The following is a 17,239-nucleotide window of genomic DNA, read 5'->3' on the forward strand; positions in this document are numbered from 1 at the left end:
CCCTCTCCCGCAAGCGGGAGAGGGAGCACCTCATCGGTTTTTCAATTCCCTAATTCGTCGCCGCCGACTGCACTGGCGCGTTCGCCTTCTCGCGCATCAGCGCATGGGTGTCGTCGATCCACTTCTGGAAGCGGTCCTGCGCGTGCGCCTTCTGCTGCGGCGTGGTCATGTTGGCTATTGCCACGGTCAGCGCGATGCCGGCATTGTTGCTGGCTTCGTGGCTGGCGGCGTGCCTGGCGGGCGGGTTCTGCCAGTATTCGCGGAAGCGGCTCAACAGGTCGATCACCTGCGCCTTGGGCGGCTGGGTGGCCTGCACGTAACGCACCATCCTGAGCCATTCCTGCTGGCGAGCCACGCGCTCGGCGTAGCGCGCCTCGGCATTCTGCACCACCGGACCCACCTTGGTGCGGATGGCCTGTTCTTGCTCGCTGGAGAAGCTGCCGTAGATCAGGCGGGCGTACTCCATCACCTTGTCAAAGCGCGCGTCCTCGCGCTCGGCCGGGTCGGCCTTCAGGAATTTCTTGCGGTACTTGGCGTTGCCCTCGGCAAACTTCTTTTCCATGCGCGCGATCTGGTCGGGCGTGAGCGTCAGCAACAGGTCAGCCGTATCGGGCATGGCCTGTTCGAACGACCGCCGTGCCAGTTCCTGCGAGGCGTCCTGGAAGTGCCCGACCATGGCCGGCGTGACCGGCTGGCGCACGTCGGCCTTGGCCTGCTGCAGCAGGCTGGCGATTTCCGGCAACTGCGATTTGCGGTGCCAGGCGAAGAAGCGGGAGATGGCCTCGCGCGTCAGCGGCTCCTGGGCCGCGGTGACGTCGACATAATTGTCGATCCACCAGTACGCCAGCCGGTCGCCCTGCTGGTATCCCAGCTTCATCGCGCTGCAGGCGCACAATGCCGCCGCGCCCAGAATCGCGAAAATCCACCGGGCCCGGCAATTGTGAAATTCCGAAACGGCGGTCCGTAGCGCAGAAACCGCCATGTTAAAATCGGCGCGCATTGCAGCCGGGCCGCCCTGATGACCGCCAGCCAAGTCCTGGCAAGGGTTTGCGGGATTATGCGCAGGCTTGGCGGCAGCGTTCCGCCCACCCCGGCGGCGCAGCCGGCCAAACACCCGGCCGGCGTTTTCCAGAATATTTTCGGACACACTCACTTAGGGGTCTCCTTGTGAATATCGTCATTCTCGCCGCGGGCATGGGCAAGCGGATGCATTCCGACATGCCCAAGGTGCTGCACCCGGTAGCCGGGCGGCCCATGCTCGCGCACGTCCTGGATACGGCACGCGCCCTGTCGCCGTCGCGGCTGGTGGTCGTGGTCGGCCATGGCGCCGCGCGCGTGCGCGAGGCCGTCGCCGCCGACGATGTTGCCTTTGCCGAACAGGCCCAGCAACTGGGCACGGGCCATGCGGTGATGCAGGCACTTCCCATGTTGGACGACAACCAGCCCACGTTGGTTCTGTACGGTGACGTGCCGCTCACCAGCGTTGCCACGCTCCAGGCACTGGTGGCCGAAGCCGGCGCGCAGCGCTTTGGCGTGCTGACCGTGGAAATGCCCGACCCGACCGGCTATGGCCGCATCGTGCGCGACGCCGCGGGCAGCATCGTCCGCATTGTCGAGCAAAAAGATGCCACCGAGGCCGAAAAGGCCATCCGCGAGATCAACACCGGCATTATCGTGTGCCCCACCGGCCACCTGCGCAAGTGGCTGTCGACGCTGCGCAACGACAATGCCCAGGGCGAGTACTACCTGACCGATACCGTCGAGCGCGCCGTTGCCGACGGCGTGGAGACCGTCTCGGCCCAGCCGGCCGCGATCTGCGAGACGCTTGGCATCAACAGCAAGCTGCAGCTGGCCGAGGTCGAGCGCATCCACCAGGGCAACCAGGCCCGGCGCTTGCTTGAAGCTGGCGTGACCCTGCTGGACCCGGCACGCATCGACGTGCGCGGCGAGCTGAGCTGCGGGCGCGATGTCACCATCGATGTCGGCTGCGTGTTCGAAGGGCGCGTGCACCTGGAAGACGGCGCCCGCATCGGCGCCCATTGCGTGATCCGCAACAGCACCATCGGCGCCGGCGCGCAGGTGCACCCGTTCTGCCATATTGATGAGGCCAGGGTAGGCTCCGCCGGCCGCATCGGTCCGTACGCGCGCCTGCGCCCGGGCACCGAGCTGGGCGAGGACGTGCATATCGGCAACTTTGTCGAGGTCAAGAACGCACAGGTGGCGGCGCACAGCAAGGCCAATCACCTGGCCTATGTGGGCGATGCCACGGTGGGGTCGCGCGTCAATATTGGCGCGGGTACCATCACCTGCAACTATGACGGGGTGAACAAGCACCGCACCGTGATCGAGGACGATGTCTTTATCGGCTCCGACACGCAGCTGGTGGCGCCGGTGACGGTGCGCCGCGGCGCCACGCTTGGCGCCGGCACCACGCTGACCAAGGAAGCACCCGCGGACAAGCTGACGCTGTCACGGGCCAAGCAGATGACCATCGACGCCTGGCAGCGTCCGGTTAAGCAGCCGAAGCAGTAAGCGTCAGGGGCCGCCCACGGGCGGCCAGGGCATGCGCCGCCAGCGGGTGGCGCCACAGGATTCATACCGGCGCCACAGGCCTACGGGCAGGCGCCAGCAAACGGGGGTTCAGCATGTGTGGCATCGTCGGCGCGGTTTCCACGCGCAATATCGTTCCGGTCCTGATCGAAGGGCTGCGCCGCCTGGAGTATCGCGGCTATGACTCGTGCGGCGTCGCGGTCGTGCGCGACGATGCGGTCGAGCGCGCGCGCACCGTGTCGCGCGTGGCCGACCTGGACGCGCAGACGCAGGCGTCGGGCCTGTCCGGCTTCACCGGCGTGGCGCATACGCGCTGGGCCACGCATGGCAAGCCCGATACCGTCAACGCCCACCCGCACCTGTCGGGCGAGACCATCGCGCTGGTGCACAACGGCATCATCGAGAACTACGAGCCGCTGCGCGAAGAACTGCGCGCGGTCGGCTACGGCTTTGAGTCGCAGACCGATACCGAGGTGGTCGCCCACCTGATCCACCAGGCCTACACCTACCCCAGCAGCGCCACCCGCGGCGACCTGTTCGCTTCGGTGCGCGCGGTGACCAAGCGCCTGCACGGCGCCTACGCCATCGCCGTGTTCGCCAAGGACCAGCCCGGCCGCGTGGTCGGCGCGCGCGCCGGCTCGCCGCTGGTGGTGGCGCTGGGCGAGAACGAGGCCTTCCTGGCCTCCGACGCGCTGGCCGTGGCCGGCACCGCCAACCGCATCATCTACCTGGAAGAGGGCGATGTGGTCGAGATCACGCTGGACGGCGTGACCATCCACGACGCCGGCGACCATGCGGTCGAGCGCGAGGCGCGCGTGGTCGAAGCCCATGCCGCGTCGGTGGAACTGGGCCCGTACCGGCACTTCATGCAGAAGGAAATCTTCGAGCAGCCGCGCGCGCTGGGCGACACGCTGGAAGGCATCGAAAGCATTTCGCCGGAACTGTTCGGCAGCGGCGCCGCCGAGGTCTTTGCCGGCATCGACAGCGTGCTGATCCTGGCCTGCGGCACCAGCTACTACTCCGGCTGCACCGCCAAGTACTGGCTGGAAAGCATTGCAAAGATCCCGACCCAGGTCGAGGTCGCCAGCGAATACCGCTACCGCGAAACCGTGCCCAACCCGCGCGCGCTGGTGGTGGTGATCTCGCAGTCGGGCGAGACCGCCGACACCATGGCCGCGCTGCGCCATGCGCGCGCGCTTGGCCACGTACACACGCTGGCAGTCTGCAACGTGGCCACCAGCGCCATGGTGCGCGAGACCGAACTGCGCTTCCTGACCCGCGCCGGCACGGAAATCGGCGTGGCCTCGACCAAGGCCTTCACCACGCAACTGGCCGCGCTCTACATGCTGACCCTGGCGCTGGCCAAGGTCCGCGGCCTGCTGACCGAAGACGCCGAGGCCAAGGCCCTGACCAACCTGCGCCACCTGCCCGCCGCGCTGCATGGCGTGCTGGCGCTGGAGCCGCAGATCATCGCCTGGTCGGAAGACTTTGCCCGCCGCGAGAACGCCCTGTTCCTCGGCCGCGGCCTGCACTACCCGATTGCACTGGAAGGCGCGCTCAAGCTCAAGGAAATCTCGTATATCCACGCCGAGGCCTATCCGGCCGGCGAGCTCAAGCACGGTCCGCTGGCATTGGTCACCGAGGCCATGCCGGTGGTCACCGTCGCGCCCAACGACGCACTGCTGGAAAAGCTCAAGTCCAACATCCAGGAAGTGCGCGCCCGCGGTGGGCGCCTGTACGTGTTTGCCGACAGCGACACGCAGATCCAGTCGTCCGACGGCATCCAGGTGATCCGCCTGCCCGAGCACTACGGCGACCTGTCGCCGATCCTGCACGTGGTGCCGCTGCAGCTGCTGGCCTACCACACGGCCTGCGCACGCGGCACCGACGTCGACAAGCCGCGTAATCTGGCGAAGTCGGTGACGGTGGAGTAAGGCACGCCTGCAATCGCCAGATTGCGTGCGGCCTTTCCATCAGAAGTCACCAAAACCTGCATTAAGTCTGCCCAGCCACCGCCCCGGAATCCCAAGACCGGGGCGGAATTGGGCGCTTCTGATGGCATCGCCGGCGCGGCGCCTTGCACGCCAAGCCGGCCGGGTTGGAGCCCGGATTTCTTGAGTTCCGACCCCCAATCATTCACTTTTGCAGTTTTCCGACGTGCCGACCTCGCTCGGCCTCTCGACCTGAGCCACAGAGTCTCCTATCGTGAATGCGCGTGTCGCTCTTTTTTCAAATGGCGAACCGGCGTGGATTTCCCGAGCTGACAAGTGCTGTTTGCCGCATTTTCCAGCAGCGGAACAAGGGTGACAGGGCAATAATGCGTTGACCTTGTCAGGTCTGGGCGCCTGGGACGACGAACGTGGTGAAGAAGGCGGTCACCGATATGCCGCCTGGCGTCGGAGAAAGCAAGTGAAAAATGCCCACCAGGTATCGCCCGACAAGTTGGTGCCGCACGGCCAGTCCATCCAGCCTGCATGGGTTCGCATCACGCACTGGCTGAACGTCGTTGCTGTGCTCATCATGATGCTTAGCGGCTGGCGCATCTACAACGCATCGCCGCTGTTCGGCTTCCATTTTCCCAATGCAATTACCTTGGGCGGCTGGCTTGCCGGGGGCCTGCAGTGGCATTTTGCGGCGATGTGGCTGCTTGTCGCCAATGGCCTGTTCTATCTGGTGATGAATATCGTCACGGGCCGTTTCCGGCGGCGCTTCTTCCCGCTTTCAATCCTCGCTGCGCTGCGTGACATTGCAGCCGCCATGCGAGGCAAGCTCGCGCACCCCAATCTGGCCGAATACAACGCCGCCCAGAAGCTCTTCTACGCGGGCGTGGTGGTGGTGATTGTGGTGACGGTGCTGTCTGGCCTTGCCATCTGGAAGTCGGTTCAGTTTCCCACGCTACGTGTATTGATGGGTGGCTACGACGCTGCGCGTTGGGTGCACTTCATCGGCATGAGCGCGATTGCGCTATTCATTGTCATCCATGTGGTGATGGTGTTGCTGGTACCACGCACACTCATCATCATGCTGCGCGGACGCTAGTCGATGCGGAGAATAGTCATGAGCAAAGCTGAGCGAATCGTCAGGCTTGACCGCAAGCTGATATTGAACGATGCAACGCACGAGTTGAGCATGCCATCTCGCCGACTGTTCGGAAAGCGTGCCATGACGCTTGGTGGCTTGCTGCTGTTGACAGGCTGCAGCATCACCGACGAATCGTCGGTTGATTCCTTCCTGATGGCAGTCTCGCGCTTCAATGACCGCGTGCAGGGATGGCTGTTTGATCCTGACCGGCTGGCGCCGACCTATCCCGAGTCAAGGCTGACGCGGCCGTTTCCATTCAATGCCTTCTACGGCCTTGCTGATGTGCCAGAGGTAGATGCCAGTGATTTTCAACTGGAAGTCGGTGGCCTGGTCTCGCGCAAGGCGGCATGGACCCTGGAGGAACTCTACGCGTTGCCGCAGACGTCGCAGGTGACTCGCCATATTTGTGTGGAGGGGTGGAGTGCCATCGGCAAGTGGGGCGGTACGCGCTTCTCTGATTTTCTCAGGCGCGTTGGTGCCGATACCACTGCAAAATACGTGGGCTTTGTCTGCGCGGATGACTACTACACCAGCATCGACATGCCCACGGCGCTGCATCCACAGACTTTGCTTACCTTCACTTACGACGGCGAGCGCCTGCCGCCGAAGTATGGGTTTCCGATGAAGCTGCGCATGCCCACCAAGCTTGGGTACAAGAACCCGAAGCACATTGTCGCGATCTACGTCACTAACAAGTATCCCGGCGGTTATTGGGAGGACCAGGGATACAACTGGTTTGGGGGATCCTGATCCCCCCGAAACCTGAGCGGCAAGTCTGCCGGTTTCTCCCTATCAATCCAATCAAGGAGCACAACATGAACAAACGCCTGGTTTTGCTGCTTTCCTCCGCGGTGTTGCTTGCCAGCCATGCATGGGCACAGGACGCAATGAAGAAGGACGACATGGGCAAGGGCGCCATGGGTGCCAGCGGCAGCATGGCGAAGGATTCCATGGGGAAGGACGACATGGACATGAAAAAAGACAAAATGAGCAAGAGTCACGCCAAGAAGCCCCAGGAAAAGAAGGAAGGCATGAGCAAGGATGCGATGGGCAAGGATGCAATGGGCAAGGATGCGATGAGCAAGGACGCCCCGAAACAATAGTAGGTCTTACGCACGTTCCATCGCCCTGGGCGATCAGGCAAATGAAGCCTCAGCTTCCGTTGGACGACAGCGGTTGAGGCTTCCATCCAGCAGGTTTCCCGTGGAGCTTGATGGCATCGTGATTTATGTTTGCTGGTTGCAGAACTTACGGATTGTCACGACTTGTGGGTCAACTCGGGCGCCGGCTGTACCGTTTTTTCCGGTAAGCAAGGCGCATTGCCGAGCTGATGAATGTTTCCCAGGAGTCCACGTCATGAAGAAGCTGTTCGCTGCACTCGCCTCCGCCGCCCTCGTCGGTACCGTATTCGCGCAGACTGCTGTGCCAGCTTCCGCGACGCAGCCGCAGGGCGGGGCCGCGAAAGACCAGGCAAAGGTCGTCAAGGAGATGAGCACCACGCCGGCAAAGGCCGACAAGAACACGAAGAGTGCCGGCATGCAGGGCAATGAAGTAAAGGCCCAGGCCAGCGCCACTAAGGAGAAGGCTGACGTAAAGGCCGATGCCAGCAAGTCAGCCGCCAAGGGCACCCATCACAAGGCGAGCAAGACGAAGGCCGCCCATGCAGAGGCCGGTATGGCGAAGCCCGATGTCTCGAAGGCCGCGACCAGCATGGATAAGACGAAGAACCAGTAAGCTGCTCCCGTCGGGCGTACCGAGGGGACGTTGCCAGGGCGAAGGCCGTGGCAATGAAGCCTGAGTGCAGGAGCTTTGCGGAGAGTGCAGGCTAGCTGGAATGCCAGCCTGGTCTCTCCGCACTTGTCATGCCTGGGGAGCTTTCGCATGCCAGTTCATGACGTCGGGGTTCGCCGACTGCAAGGCGGAGTTCGCGGTCTTCGATGATTCCCTCGCCGCATGCAGGGCACTGCATCGCCCTCAGCACAATCGTCTTGTCTGGCTCAGGAGCTTCTATCTCCAGAGTGATGGCGGTCAGATCAGCCTTGTCACACACGGGGCATAGCATGATGGCGATGTGAAGTTGTGGCGAGTCAGTCAGCGGTGGGCGCGCTGGCCCGCGAGCAGCATGAACCCTGCTGTTGCTGCACAGGAGGGCACTTGCGGGTGCCGTACGAGCAGAACACACAGCAGTCGCCCTCCCTGGGCCGAAGCACCGTTCCGCAGCCCTCGCACTCGTAGAACCACTGGCAGGCATCGGTCGGCATCGTCTCAGTCTTGCTGTGGCCGCAACTGGGACAGGTAATGGTTGACTGCAACTCGAAGGTGCGCATTGTTTTCCCTGCCTGACAGTCTCCATCGGCCCGCCGTCAAACTTCCTTTTCGACCCGTTTACACGTAGTCTAGGTCCGTACCTGAGTACGGAGTCAAGAGATGGAGTCGACCCTGACAATTGGGCAGTTGGCCAAGGCGGCCAACGTTGGCGTGGAAACGGTTCGTTATTACCAGCGATGCGGATTACTGCCGATACCCGAACGCGTGCATGGTGCCATTCGTCAGTATGCCGAGTGCAGCCTGCAGCGGCTTCATTTCATTCGCCGGGCCCAGGCACTTGGGTTCACCCTGGACGAGGTTCGTACGCTGCTGCAACTGAACGACGGCAGCCAATGCGGAACTGCGCGCGCGCTGGCCGAACAAAAGCTGCACCTCGTCGAGGAACGGTTGCGCGATTTACGGATGCTGCGGACCGAGTTGAGAAGTCTGGTTGGGCAATGCCGCGACAATCGCGACGAGGTCATGTGCCCGTTGATTGCCAACCTGTGCGAGGCGAACTGGCCAAAGTAGTCGCGGCTCAGGCCCTTGTGCGTCATGCTCCGTGGCGAGGGCCGGCCGTTATGACACGTACGACAAGAACGCCCGCGCCATCTCCCTGTCCAGCCGCCGGTCCGACAGTGCAAAGGTGCTCTCGCGGTTGATCAGCGCATACAGCAGCGTGCCGGCCAGCGCCTGGTGCGCCAAGCGGATGCGCTGTTCCAGGTCCGGCGAGGCGCCCGCCGGGTGCAGCCGCGCCAGGCGCACAGCCAGGTCGTCCATGTACTGGCGGTTGAGTTGCCGGATCGGGTCCTCGCCGATGGTCACGCGGACAACCAGTGACGCGCGCAGTACCCCCTCATTGCGGTAGGCCCAGATGCGGCTGTCGCGGGCCAGCGTGTGCACGGCGTCTTCCAGCGTCGTGGGGGAACTGTCGAGTTGCGCCAGGCGCGTCGCCATGGCTGTACGCAGGGTGACCAGCGACAGCGCCTGCAAGGCCTTGAAATAGCTCTCCTTGCCCTCGAAGCGGCTGTAGAACGCGCCGGTGGTGACGCCGGCGCGCGCGCAGATCTCCTGGATCGAGACCTGTTCCAGCGTGCGCTCGCGCAATAGCCGGCGGCCCGCATCCAGCAGCAGCTGGGTGGTGCGCAGTCCGCGCGAATAGCGCGGCACCGCATAGCCCGCGTGGCCTTCCAGCGCGGTCAGCTTGTCTTCCATGACGACCCTTTCTCCCAGCGGGCGTGGCTACGGGCCCGTTCCGTTTTGTCGGTGTTTCTACTGATGTCGTGAACGGTATCGGACCAACATACTGGCCCGAAAACGTAATCCATATTACGAATTGAGCGGTGCCATGCCTATCAGGTGCCGCCCGGATACCGATGAGCGCCCTTCGGGAGACCACGCATGACCAAGTCTTACCAGCCGCGCCGCGCGTGGCTGACCGCAGCGCTGTTGTTCTTCTTCCTGGTGGTCAACGCCATGGACAAGATGGTGGTGGGCCTGCTGGCCGCGCCGATGATGAATGAACTGGGGCTGACGCCGGCGCAGTTCGGCCTGGTCGGCAGCAGCTTCTTCTGGCTGTTCGCGGTTTCCGGCGTGCTGGGGGGCTTTCTTGCCAACCGCACGCCGACCTCGCGGCTGCTGGTCTGCATGGCGCTGGCATGGTCGCTGTGCCAGATCCCGCTGGCGCTGTCGTCCAGCCTGGCGGTGCTGATCGTGTCGCGCATCCTGCTTGGCTTCATGGAGGGGCCGGCCGCGCCGGTCGCCATCCACGCCTGCTACAAATGGTTTCCGAACAGCCGGCGCAACCTGCCCGTGGCGGTGCTGACGCAGGGCGCTGGCATCGGCATCGTGCTGGCGGGCCTGCTGATCCCGGCAGTTGCCGCGCACTGGGGCTGGCGCAGCAATTTCTACCTGCTGGCGGTGCTGGGCGTAGTGTGGGCGGTGGTATGGCTGGCGTTCGGGCGCGAAGGGGCACTCGACGAACCTCCGGCCGCGCATGGCGTTGCGGCCGGCAGCGCGCCGCAGCGCCTGCCGTACCGCGTAATGCTGAGCGATCCCACGGTGCTTGGCTGCTTCGCGCTGCGGCTGGCGGCGTACTGGGGCCTGGCGCTGTGCCTGACCTGGATCCCGGCCTACCTGCAGAGCGGGCTGGGCTTCGATCACGCCGTCAGCGGCAAGCTGTTCGCGCTGATCGTCGGCACCAACCTGCCGCTGACGCTGGCCATTGCGTGGTTCTCCGAGCGCCTGCTGGCGCGCGGCGTGTCGTCGCGGGTGGCGCGCGGGCGGGTGTCTGCCGGCATGCTGCTGCTGGCCGGCGGATTCTTCCTGCTGCTGCTGTGGCCGGACACCACGCCGGCGATGCGGGTGGGTTTGCTGGTGCTGGCCTGCGTGTGCGCACCGGCGGTCTATTCGCTGGGCCCGGCGATGCTGGCCGAGGTGGTGCCCGCGGGGCAGCGCGGTGCGATCCTGGCCATCGATGCCTCGGTGTCGTCGGTGGCTGGCGTGCTGGCGCCGCTGGTGACGGGCGTGCTGGTGCAGAACGTGCCGGGCGCACGCGGCTTCGAACTGGGCCTTGGCGTGTGTGGCGCGATCATGGTGGTGGCGGCGCTGGCCGGGCTGTACGTGGTCGACCCCGAGCGTTCGCGCCGCCGGCTGGCCGCGCACCTGCCGCCGCGTGAGGACGCGGGGCAGCCGGCGGTGGCAGCTGGCTGAATCCCGAAAGTGCGGGCCGATCTACGGCCCGGTACCGCGTCTGGCTTGCCCGTTTTCGTATTTAAACAATGCCGCGCAAAGCGCTTTTGAAAACCGAATGGAAACCATTGACATTCGCATCCGCAACAGCGCGTGAAAACCCTGGAAAAATGCGACGGCGAGGCCGAATTTGCTTGATGTCCGCTCTTGCGGGACTACCATGAAAATCGCGGCGGGATAATCTCTGCGCGTTTTCGCGATTTCGAAACCGAGAGTAAGTTCAATCGTTTTGAGGGGTCGTTGGGGGCAGTCATGAAAAGCGACAAGAAGGTGATCCAGTTACTCAATGCTCAGCTCCGGCATGAGCTGACCGCGATCAACCAGTATTTCCTGCATGCCCGCATGTACCGGCACTGGGGACTCAGCGCCCTGGGCAAGCATGAGTACGACGAATCGATCGAGGAAATGAAGCACGCCGACAAGCTGATCGAGCGCATCCTGCTGCTCGACGGCTTGCCCAACCTGCAAGACCTGGACAAGCTGCTGCTGGGCGAGAACACCGAGGAAATGCTTGGCTGCGACCTGAAGCTTGAGCAGGGGTCGCAGGCCAGCTGCAAGGACGCGATCAAGTATTTCGAGTCGGTCGGCGATTATGTCTCGCGCGAAATCGTGGTCGGTATCCTCGCGGACACCGAAGAACATATCGACTGGCTGGAAGCGCAGCTGGAGCTGGTGCGCAAGGTCGGGCTGCAGAATTACATCCAGTCCGCCATGGGCAGCATCGGCTAGCCCGACGCGGTCTCCTGCAAAGATTTCAATTTCCCGCTACACTGCGGCCCGCAGCACGTAGCGTCGCTCAGGCGCGGCGTCAGCGGCGGGGTGGCAGAGTGGTTATGCAACGGCCTGCAAAGCCGTGTACGACGGTTCGATTCCGGATCCCCGCCTCCAGTCTTCCTTGCCCGGCACATGGTGCCGGGCATGCCGGCGCGTCCGCGCAATTTCCCCGATTGTCTTGCACCTGTCATCGGCCTTCGCCATACCGGCGGCCGGCCTGTGCCGCACGCGCCACGACCGGTATGCCGCAGGCAATTCCGGACACACATTTTCCGTTACTTCCCCAATGGATCAATGACACCGAATCGGTTAGTGTTGCCCGACAGGCCTGCCGGCCTGCGTGCAACCCGTGCCGCCTGATGGCGGCACAGCCATGTCCGGGCTTCCATGGTGTTCCCGTCGCGAGGAAATGTGAAAAGGAGAGGCTCCAGATGATCAAAGACCTGCGGATCCGGGCGGCCATGCCCTCGGACGCGCCAGCCGTGGGAGAGGTGCTGGAACGGTGCGGCCTGCCGGTGGACGACGTGCCACGCCTACTGGAGCATTTCCATGTGGCCGTCTTTGGGGCGCAGATCATTGGCTGCGCCGCCGGCGAGCGCTGTGGCGAGACCGTGGTGATCCGTTCCGTGGCGGTGCTGCCCGAGCACCGTGACCAGGGCGTGGCCACGCACGTAGTGCGCGCCGCGCTGATGCGCGCACGCGCCAACGGCGCAAGGCGCGCGGTGCTGCTGGCGTCGAGCTGCCCGAGCTATTTCGCGCGCTATGGCTTTACGCTGGTGCCGGCCTCGAAGCTGCCGGCGGAAGTCATGTCATCGAGCGAATTCCACCGCCGGGCGGACACGCCGCCGCTGTGCATGTGGTGCGAGCTGAGCTGAACCCAGGGAAGGCGGCGGCGCGCCATAGTGCAAGGTTCAGTGCGCCCCCTCGCAGCGGCTGATCTCCACTGTCACGTGCACCAGTTCCTCATGCACGGACAGCGCCTCGCGCACGCGCTGCGGCGTCAGCGCGGCGTCATGCGTGACCAGGCAGACGATGCAGGCAAACTGCTGCCGGCCCACGCGCCACACATGCAGGTCTGACACGCGGGTGCTTTCGTCACCGTGGTCCAGGCCTGCCAGCACCTCGCGCACTTCTTCCACCACCGGGTGATCCATCTCGCGGTCCAGCAGCACCGTGCCGCTCTGGCGCAGCAGGCCGATGGCCCATCTGCCGACCAGCACCGCGCCCACCAGTCCCATCACCGGATCCAGCCACGCCCAGCCCAGCCACCAGCCGCCGGCCAGCGCGACGATCGCCAGCACTGAGGTCGCGGCGTCGGCCAGCACGTGCACATAGGCGGCGCGCAGGTTGATGTCGTGGTGGTGGCCGTGGCCATGGTCGCGTTGGTGCCCATGTTGGTGGCCATGGCCGTGGCCATGATGGTGGTGGCCATCCTCATGCCCGTGGTCGTGTCCATGCGCATGGCCGCCCAGGATCAGCGCGCAGCCCAGGTTGACCAGCAGGCCGAGCGCGGTCACGGCCATGGCTTCGCGATAGTGGATGGCCTGTGGGGTGAAGAGCCGTTCGACCGATCCCGCCGCCATCAGCGCGGCGATGCCCAGCAGGAACACCGCGCTGGCGAAGCCGGCCAGCACTTCGATCTTCCAGGCGCCGAAGGCAAAGCGCCCGTCGCCGGCATAGCGCCGCGCGGCGCCATAGGCAAAGGCGGACAGGCCGATGGCCAGGGCGTGCGAGCTCATGTGCCAGCCATCGGCCAGCAGCGCCATCGAGTTAAACCAAAGCCCGGCTGCGATCTCCACCACCATGGTGATGGCGGTGATCACCATGACCAGGCGCGTGCCGCGCTCGGCGGCGCGGTTGCCGGCGTCAAAGGCGTGGCTGTGGGTCCAGGCGGACAGGTCGTGGGTATGCATTGTCGGATCCTGTGGTGCGCTTGAAGCGGTGCGGGTGGCCCGGCATCAGGCCGGGCACGCGCCAAGCGTAGCAGAGCAGCGGCCGTGCGCCCGAGGCGTCCCTGATGGCGGCAGGGGCGCAAGCCCGATGTCCCCGCCGCCCCTGGGCAGTGCCGCAAGTGCTTTCTGCGTTACGAAAAGCCCCACAATTCACGCGGAGACTCCACTTTCCCCTTACATACATACATGAATGGATGTATGATTCAGCGAAAAATTCACATTCCCATCACATCTTTGTTGCTGATTTCGAGATGAGTTATCGCTTTATTGCCACCTGTCTTGCCGCCTGGGTAGGCGTCTGCGCCACCGCCGGCTGGCTCGTCGAGCGCCTCTGGAGCTGACCCCCCGGCCAGCCGGCCCAGGGCCTGAATCCATCCACATCAAGCCGCGCGCTGCGCTTGCGCCAGGCTGTCGAAGAACTGCCACAGCTGTGGCGCATCGCCGGTGGCCACGTTGAACCGGATCCACGGCGAGTCGGTCTCATCCGGCTCGAAATACGAGCCCGGCGCCAGCCAGATGCCATGCTCCAGCGCCAGCGTGGCGAGGCGGTTGCCGTGCAGCGGTACGCCGCGACGGGCGGCCAGCACGGCCTCGTTCAGGCGCGCCCATGCGAACATTCCGCCCTCAGGGCGCAGCAGCACCTCCAGCCCGTGGGCTTCCATCTTCTCCGTCACCCGATCCTGCTGCGCGCGCAGCCGCTCGGCCAGCGCCGCCACGTGGCGGCCGTAGTGGCCGCTGGTCAGCACGGAATAGACCAGCCGCTCCGTCACCTCCGATGAAGTGAGGCCGACCGCCATCTTGGTGCGCGCGAAGGCCTTGGCCAGGTCCGGGCTGGCTGCCAGGTAGCCGACGCGCAGCGAGGGCGTGATGGTCTTGGAAAAGCCGTTGATGTAGACCACCTGCGACAGCCCGTCCATGGCCGCCAGCATCGGCGAGCCGGCCGGGGCCAGTTCGCGGTAGATATCGTCCTCGACCACCAGCAGCCGGTGCTGCTCGGCCAGCTGCAGCACGCGGAAGGCGTTCATGCTGCTCAGGCTGGCGCCGGTCGGGTTCTGCAGCACGGTGTTGATAAACAGCGCGCGCGGGGCGTGGGTGCGGAGCGCATCGTCCAGGGCATCCGTGTCCAGCCCCGCCGCGGAGCGCGGCACGCCCACCACGCGCAGCCCCGCCAGCCGCAGGATCTGCAAGAGGTTGCAGTAGCAGGGCGATTCCACCAGCACCGTATCCCCGGCGCGCAGCAGCGTGCGCACCACCAGGTCCAGCGCCTGCGTCGCGCCCTGCGTCAGCACCACCTGCTGCGCCTGCAGCGGAATGCCGTACTGGCCCAGGCCCGCGGCAATATGCTCGCGCAGCGGCGCAAAGCCGTAGGGATGGCCGTAGCCCGACAGCTGCGCCGCCGGCACGCGCGCCGAGGCGCGCATGGCCTGGTGCAGCCCTTCCTCGTTGAGCCAGTCGCCGGGCAGCCAGCCCGCGCCCGCCTTGATCGGCACCGAATGGTCGGCAAACACGTCCGACAGCAGCCACGCCGCATTCAGCCCCGGCGCTTCCCATTGCGGCGCGCGCGCGTGCCCGGCCGGGGCATGGCGGTGGGCCACGGTATAGCCCGAGCCCGGGCGCGCCGCCAGGTAACCCAGCGCGGTCAGCCGGCCGTAGGCCTCGGCCACGGTGAAGGTGCTGACGTGGTGGTGCTGCGCAAAGCGCCGCACCGAGGGCAGCGCGGTGCCGGCGCGCAGCGCGCGCTGCTCCACCAGCGCGGCGATGCCGGCGACGATCTGCTCGGTCAGGGTGTCGCCGTCGCGGCGGCTGCGGGTCAGGTTCAGGGTCAGCATCAGGCACTCGGACAGGCGTGAACCTGTACAGTTTAGCGGCTGCCGGCGGACCCGCGCGCGGTGGTTTTCCATTACGTGAAATTTGCCGCAGTGCAGCGTGGCGTGGGCGCACCGCGAGCCGATGCCAGTCGTGGCAGCGTGCATGAAGCGGGCGCCGCAACGATGCTTGCCTGTACGGTTTGGCGTGATCAAACTGTACGGTAAGGCAGGGTTGTCTGGACTGTATATTTTGTCGGCCGGAAGGCGCCGGTAGAGTGGCCGTCATTGCCACCGCGCTGCCCGACAGCGCGCCACCCGCCAATCTGACCCGATCGACCCGTTTCCCCCAGGAGGACGTATGGACGCCGCCAAGACCGTGATTCCCGATCTCGATGCCCTGTGGATGCCCTTCACCGCCAACCGCCAGTACAAGGCGGCGCCGCGCCTGCTGGCGTCGGCCAGCGGCATGTACTACACCACCCACGACGGGCGCCAGATCCTGGACGGTTGCGCCGGCCTGTGGTGCGTGGCCGCCGGCCACTGCCGCAAGGAAATCGCCGAGGCGGTGGCGCGCCAGGCCGCCACGCTGGACTATGCGCCGCCGTTCCAGATGGGCCATCCGCTGTCGTTCGAGGCCGCCACCAAGGTCGCCGCGATCATGCCGCAGGGGCTGGACCGCATCTTCTTCACCAACTCGGGCTCGGAATCGGTCGACACCGCGCTGAAGATCGCGCTGGCCTACCACCGCGCGCGCGGCGAAGGCCAGCGCACGCGCTTTATCGGCCGCGAGCGCGGCTACCACGGCGTGGGCTTCGGCGGCATGGCGGTGGGCGGCATCGGCCCCAACCGCAAGGCGTTCTCGGCCAACCTGATGCCGGGCACCGACCATCTGCCGGCCACGCTGAATATTGCCGAGGCAGCCTTCTCCAAGGGCCAGCCGCAATGGGGTGCGCACCTCGCCGACGAGCTGGAGCGCATCCTGGCGCTGCACGACCCGTCCAACGTCGCCGCCGTGATCGTCGAACCGCTGGCGGGCTCTGCCGGCGTGCTGGTGCCGCCGGTCGGCTACCTGGAAAAGCTGCGCGAGATCACCAGCAAGCACGGCATCCTGCTGATCTTCGACGAGGTGATCACCGCCTTTGGCCGCCTGGGGGCCGCCACCGCGGCCGAGCGCTTCAACGTGACGCCGGACCTGATCACCATGGCCAAGGCGATCAACAACGCCGCGGTGCCGATGGGCGCCGTCGCCGTGCGCCGCGAAGTGCATGACACCGTGGTCAATTCGGCCGCGCCGGGCGCGATCGAACTGCTGCATGGCTACACCTACTCCGGCCACCCGCTGGCCGCCGCGGCCGCGATCGCCACGCTGGACCTGTACCAGCGCGAGAACCTGTTCGGCCGCGCCGCCGAACTGGCGCCGGTATTCGAGGCCGCGGTACACAGCGTACGCAGCGCGCCGCACGTGAAGGACATCCGCAACTATGGGCTGGTCGCCGGCATCGAGCTGGAACCGCGTCCTGGCCAGCCTGGCGCGCGCGCCTACGAGGCCTTCCTGAAGTGCCTGGAGCTGGGCGTGCTGGTGCGCTACACCGGCGACATCCTGGCGTTCTCGCCGCCGCTGATCATCTCCGAAGCGCAGATCGGCGAGCTGTTCGATACGGTGAAGAAGGCGCTGCAGGACATCAGGTAAGCGGCGCACGCCGCATCGCATGGCCGCCGGACCTGCGGGTCCGGCCTCCCTGGTCTCAGGCCGCGGCGCGCTGACGCGCGTGCCGCGGCAACTGAAGGAAATCCCAAGTGAGCATCGCAGAAAACCGGCAACTGGCTGAAATCCACCATTACATCGGCGGCGCCGTGCGCCGCGCCGGCGGGCAACGCCAGGCAGACGTGTTCAACCCCGCCACCGGCGAAGTCGCCGCGCGCGTGGCACTCGGCACCACGCAGGACGTGGCCGATGCCGTCGCCGCCGCCAAGGCCGCCTTCCCCGCCTGGGCCGACACCCCGCCGCTGCGCCGC

18 protein-coding genes and 1 tRNA gene are annotated in these 17,239 nt (G+C 65.5%); 13 read left to right on the plus strand and 6 right to left on the minus strand.

The window, feature by feature from the left end; genetic code table 11:
* Positions 1 to 49 precede the first annotated feature (49 nt).
* On the minus strand, positions 50 to 877 hold the full coding sequence (locus DN412_RS32980; protein ID WP_115215418.1) for a DUF6279 family lipoprotein: 828 nt from the start codon (positions 875 to 877) through the stop codon (positions 50 to 52).
* A gap of 290 nt (positions 878 to 1,167) precedes the next feature.
* Between DN412_RS32980 and glmU the strand changes: the two genes are divergently transcribed.
* The 6 genes from glmU (at position 1,168) to DN412_RS33010 (ending at position 7,365) form a co-directional block, all read left to right on the plus strand.
* Positions 1,168 to 2,532, plus strand: coding sequence for a bifunctional UDP-N-acetylglucosamine diphosphorylase/glucosamine-1-phosphate N-acetyltransferase GlmU (gene glmU, locus DN412_RS32985; RefSeq protein WP_115215419.1), 1,365 nt, complete (start codon positions 1,168 to 1,170; stop codon positions 2,530 to 2,532).
* A gap of 113 nt (positions 2,533 to 2,645) precedes the next feature.
* Positions 2,646 to 4,484, plus strand: a complete 1,839-nt coding sequence (gene glmS / locus DN412_RS32990; RefSeq protein ID WP_115215420.1) for a glutamine--fructose-6-phosphate transaminase (isomerizing) — start codon at positions 2,646 to 2,648, stop codon at positions 4,482 to 4,484.
* A 475-nt stretch (positions 4,485 to 4,959) separates the two neighbouring features.
* Positions 4,960 to 5,589 carry a cytochrome b/b6 domain-containing protein gene (locus DN412_RS32995; RefSeq protein ID WP_115215421.1) on the plus strand — a complete coding sequence of 210 codons (630 nt, stop codon included), beginning with the start codon at positions 4,960 to 4,962 and terminating at the stop codon, positions 5,587 to 5,589.
* Between the two features lie 18 nt (positions 5,590 to 5,607).
* Positions 5,608 to 6,381, plus strand: a complete 774-nt coding sequence (locus DN412_RS33000) for a molybdopterin-dependent oxidoreductase (RefSeq protein WP_115215422.1) — start codon at positions 5,608 to 5,610, stop codon at positions 6,379 to 6,381.
* Positions 6,382 to 6,446: 65 nt separating this feature from the next.
* Positions 6,447 to 6,734 (plus strand): pentapeptide MXKDX repeat protein, encoded by a 288-nt coding sequence (locus DN412_RS33005; protein WP_115215423.1) that lies wholly within the window; start codon positions 6,447 to 6,449, stop codon positions 6,732 to 6,734.
* A gap of 253 nt (positions 6,735 to 6,987) precedes the next feature.
* Entirely contained in the window at positions 6,988 to 7,365 is a 378-nt protein-coding gene (locus DN412_RS33010) for a hypothetical protein (protein ID WP_115215424.1), read from the plus strand.
* A 91-nt stretch (positions 7,366 to 7,456) separates the two neighbouring features.
* Here DN412_RS33010 and DN412_RS46030 read toward each other — a convergent pair whose 3' ends face one another.
* Positions 7,457 to 7,693 carry a YgiT-type zinc finger protein gene (locus tag DN412_RS46030; protein WP_115215425.1) on the minus strand — a complete coding sequence of 79 codons (237 nt, stop codon included), beginning with the start codon at positions 7,691 to 7,693 and terminating at the stop codon, positions 7,457 to 7,459.
* A gap of 25 nt (positions 7,694 to 7,718) precedes the next feature.
* Positions 7,719 to 7,958: a GDCCVxC domain-containing (seleno)protein gene (locus DN412_RS44910; RefSeq protein WP_115215426.1), complete on the minus strand. Its 240-nt coding sequence runs from the start codon at positions 7,956 to 7,958 to the stop codon at positions 7,719 to 7,721.
* Positions 7,959 to 8,058: 100 nt separating this feature from the next.
* Here DN412_RS44910 and DN412_RS33025 point away from each other — a divergent pair, with 100 nt between their 5' ends.
* Positions 8,059 to 8,469, plus strand: coding sequence for a MerR family transcriptional regulator (locus tag DN412_RS33025; RefSeq protein WP_115215427.1), 411 nt, complete (start codon positions 8,059 to 8,061; stop codon positions 8,467 to 8,469).
* Between the two features lie 48 nt (positions 8,470 to 8,517).
* On the opposite strand, the gene DN412_RS33030 is transcribed toward DN412_RS33025, so the two are convergent.
* On the minus strand, positions 8,518 to 9,153 hold the full coding sequence (locus tag DN412_RS33030; protein WP_115215428.1) for a TetR/AcrR family transcriptional regulator: 636 nt from the start codon (positions 9,151 to 9,153) through the stop codon (positions 8,518 to 8,520).
* Between the two features lie 186 nt (positions 9,154 to 9,339).
* Here DN412_RS33030 and DN412_RS33035 point away from each other — a divergent pair, with 186 nt between their 5' ends.
* From DN412_RS33035 to DN412_RS33050, 4 genes are all read left to right on the plus strand, one after another.
* Complete coding sequence (locus tag DN412_RS33035; protein ID WP_115215429.1) at positions 9,340 to 10,650, plus strand: MFS transporter; 1,311 nt, start codon at positions 9,340 to 9,342, stop codon at positions 10,648 to 10,650.
* A gap of 291 nt (positions 10,651 to 10,941) precedes the next feature.
* Complete coding sequence (bfr, locus tag DN412_RS33040) at positions 10,942 to 11,418, plus strand: bacterioferritin (RefSeq protein WP_078195028.1); 477 nt, start codon at positions 10,942 to 10,944, stop codon at positions 11,416 to 11,418.
* 84 nt (positions 11,419 to 11,502) lie between these two features.
* Positions 11,503 to 11,577 (plus strand) — tRNA-Cys (locus DN412_RS33045).
* A 317-nt stretch (positions 11,578 to 11,894) separates the two neighbouring features.
* On the plus strand, positions 11,895 to 12,338 hold the full coding sequence (locus DN412_RS33050; protein ID WP_115215430.1) for a GNAT family N-acetyltransferase: 444 nt from the start codon (positions 11,895 to 11,897) through the stop codon (positions 12,336 to 12,338).
* A gap of 36 nt (positions 12,339 to 12,374) precedes the next feature.
* On the opposite strand, the gene dmeF is transcribed toward DN412_RS33050, so the two are convergent.
* On the minus strand, positions 12,375 to 13,376 hold the full coding sequence (dmeF, locus tag DN412_RS33055) for a CDF family Co(II)/Ni(II) efflux transporter DmeF (protein ID WP_115215431.1): 1,002 nt from the start codon (positions 13,374 to 13,376) through the stop codon (positions 12,375 to 12,377).
* A gap of 419 nt (positions 13,377 to 13,795) precedes the next feature.
* Positions 13,796 to 15,244: an aminotransferase-like domain-containing protein gene (locus DN412_RS33060; RefSeq protein WP_115215432.1), complete on the minus strand. Its 1,449-nt coding sequence runs from the start codon at positions 15,242 to 15,244 to the stop codon at positions 13,796 to 13,798.
* Between the two features lie 337 nt (positions 15,245 to 15,581).
* On the opposite strand from DN412_RS33060, the gene aptA reads away from it, so the two are divergent.
* Positions 15,582 to 16,913, plus strand: a complete 1,332-nt coding sequence (aptA, locus tag DN412_RS33065; protein ID WP_115215433.1) for an omega-aminotransferase AptA — start codon at positions 15,582 to 15,584, stop codon at positions 16,911 to 16,913.
* A 107-nt stretch (positions 16,914 to 17,020) separates the two neighbouring features.
* Positions 17,021 to 17,239, plus strand: a 219-nt coding sequence (locus DN412_RS33070) for an aldehyde dehydrogenase family protein (protein WP_115215434.1), incomplete at its 3' end; no start/stop codon positions are given.

It is taken from the genome of Cupriavidus lacunae (assembly GCF_003353055.1).
In the GTDB taxonomy this organism is placed as follows: Bacteria; Pseudomonadota; Gammaproteobacteria; order Burkholderiales; family Burkholderiaceae; genus Cupriavidus; species Cupriavidus lacunae.

What these genes read in the sequence shown, in the direction of transcription:
- aptA (WP_115215433.1), top strand. Translation starts at nt 15,582, where the DNA reads ATGGACGCCGCCAAGACCGTGATTCCCGATCTCGATGCCCTGTGGATG.
- DN412_RS46030 (WP_115215425.1), bottom strand. Translation starts at nt 7,693, where the DNA reads ATGCTATGCCCCGTGTGTGACAAGGCTGATCTGACCGCCATCACTCTG.
- glmS (WP_115215420.1), top strand. Translation starts at nt 2,646, where the DNA reads ATGTGTGGCATCGTCGGCGCGGTTTCCACGCGCAATATCGTTCCGGTC.
- DN412_RS33025 (WP_115215427.1), top strand. Translation starts at nt 8,059, where the DNA reads ATGGAGTCGACCCTGACAATTGGGCAGTTGGCCAAGGCGGCCAACGTT.
- DN412_RS33035 (WP_115215429.1), top strand. Translation starts at nt 9,340, where the DNA reads ATGACCAAGTCTTACCAGCCGCGCCGCGCGTGGCTGACCGCAGCGCTG.
- DN412_RS33060 (WP_115215432.1), bottom strand. Translation starts at nt 15,244, where the DNA reads ATGCTGACCCTGAACCTGACCCGCAGCCGCCGCGACGGCGACACCCTG.
- DN412_RS33010 (WP_115215424.1), top strand. Translation starts at nt 6,988, where the DNA reads ATGAAGAAGCTGTTCGCTGCACTCGCCTCCGCCGCCCTCGTCGGTACC.
- DN412_RS32980 (WP_115215418.1), bottom strand. Translation starts at nt 877, where the DNA reads ATGAAGCTGGGATACCAGCAGGGCGACCGGCTGGCGTACTGGTGGATC.
- bfr (WP_078195028.1), top strand. Translation starts at nt 10,942, where the DNA reads ATGAAAAGCGACAAGAAGGTGATCCAGTTACTCAATGCTCAGCTCCGG.
- DN412_RS33030 (WP_115215428.1), bottom strand. Translation starts at nt 9,153, where the DNA reads ATGGAAGACAAGCTGACCGCGCTGGAAGGCCACGCGGGCTATGCGGTG.
- DN412_RS33005 (WP_115215423.1), top strand. Translation starts at nt 6,447, where the DNA reads ATGAACAAACGCCTGGTTTTGCTGCTTTCCTCCGCGGTGTTGCTTGCC.
- DN412_RS33050 (WP_115215430.1), top strand. Translation starts at nt 11,895, where the DNA reads ATGATCAAAGACCTGCGGATCCGGGCGGCCATGCCCTCGGACGCGCCA.
- DN412_RS33000 (WP_115215422.1), top strand. Translation starts at nt 5,608, where the DNA reads ATGAGCAAAGCTGAGCGAATCGTCAGGCTTGACCGCAAGCTGATATTG.
- dmeF (WP_115215431.1), bottom strand. Translation starts at nt 13,376, where the DNA reads ATGCATACCCACGACCTGTCCGCCTGGACCCACAGCCACGCCTTTGAC.
- DN412_RS44910 (WP_115215426.1), bottom strand. Translation starts at nt 7,958, where the DNA reads ATGCGCACCTTCGAGTTGCAGTCAACCATTACCTGTCCCAGTTGCGGC.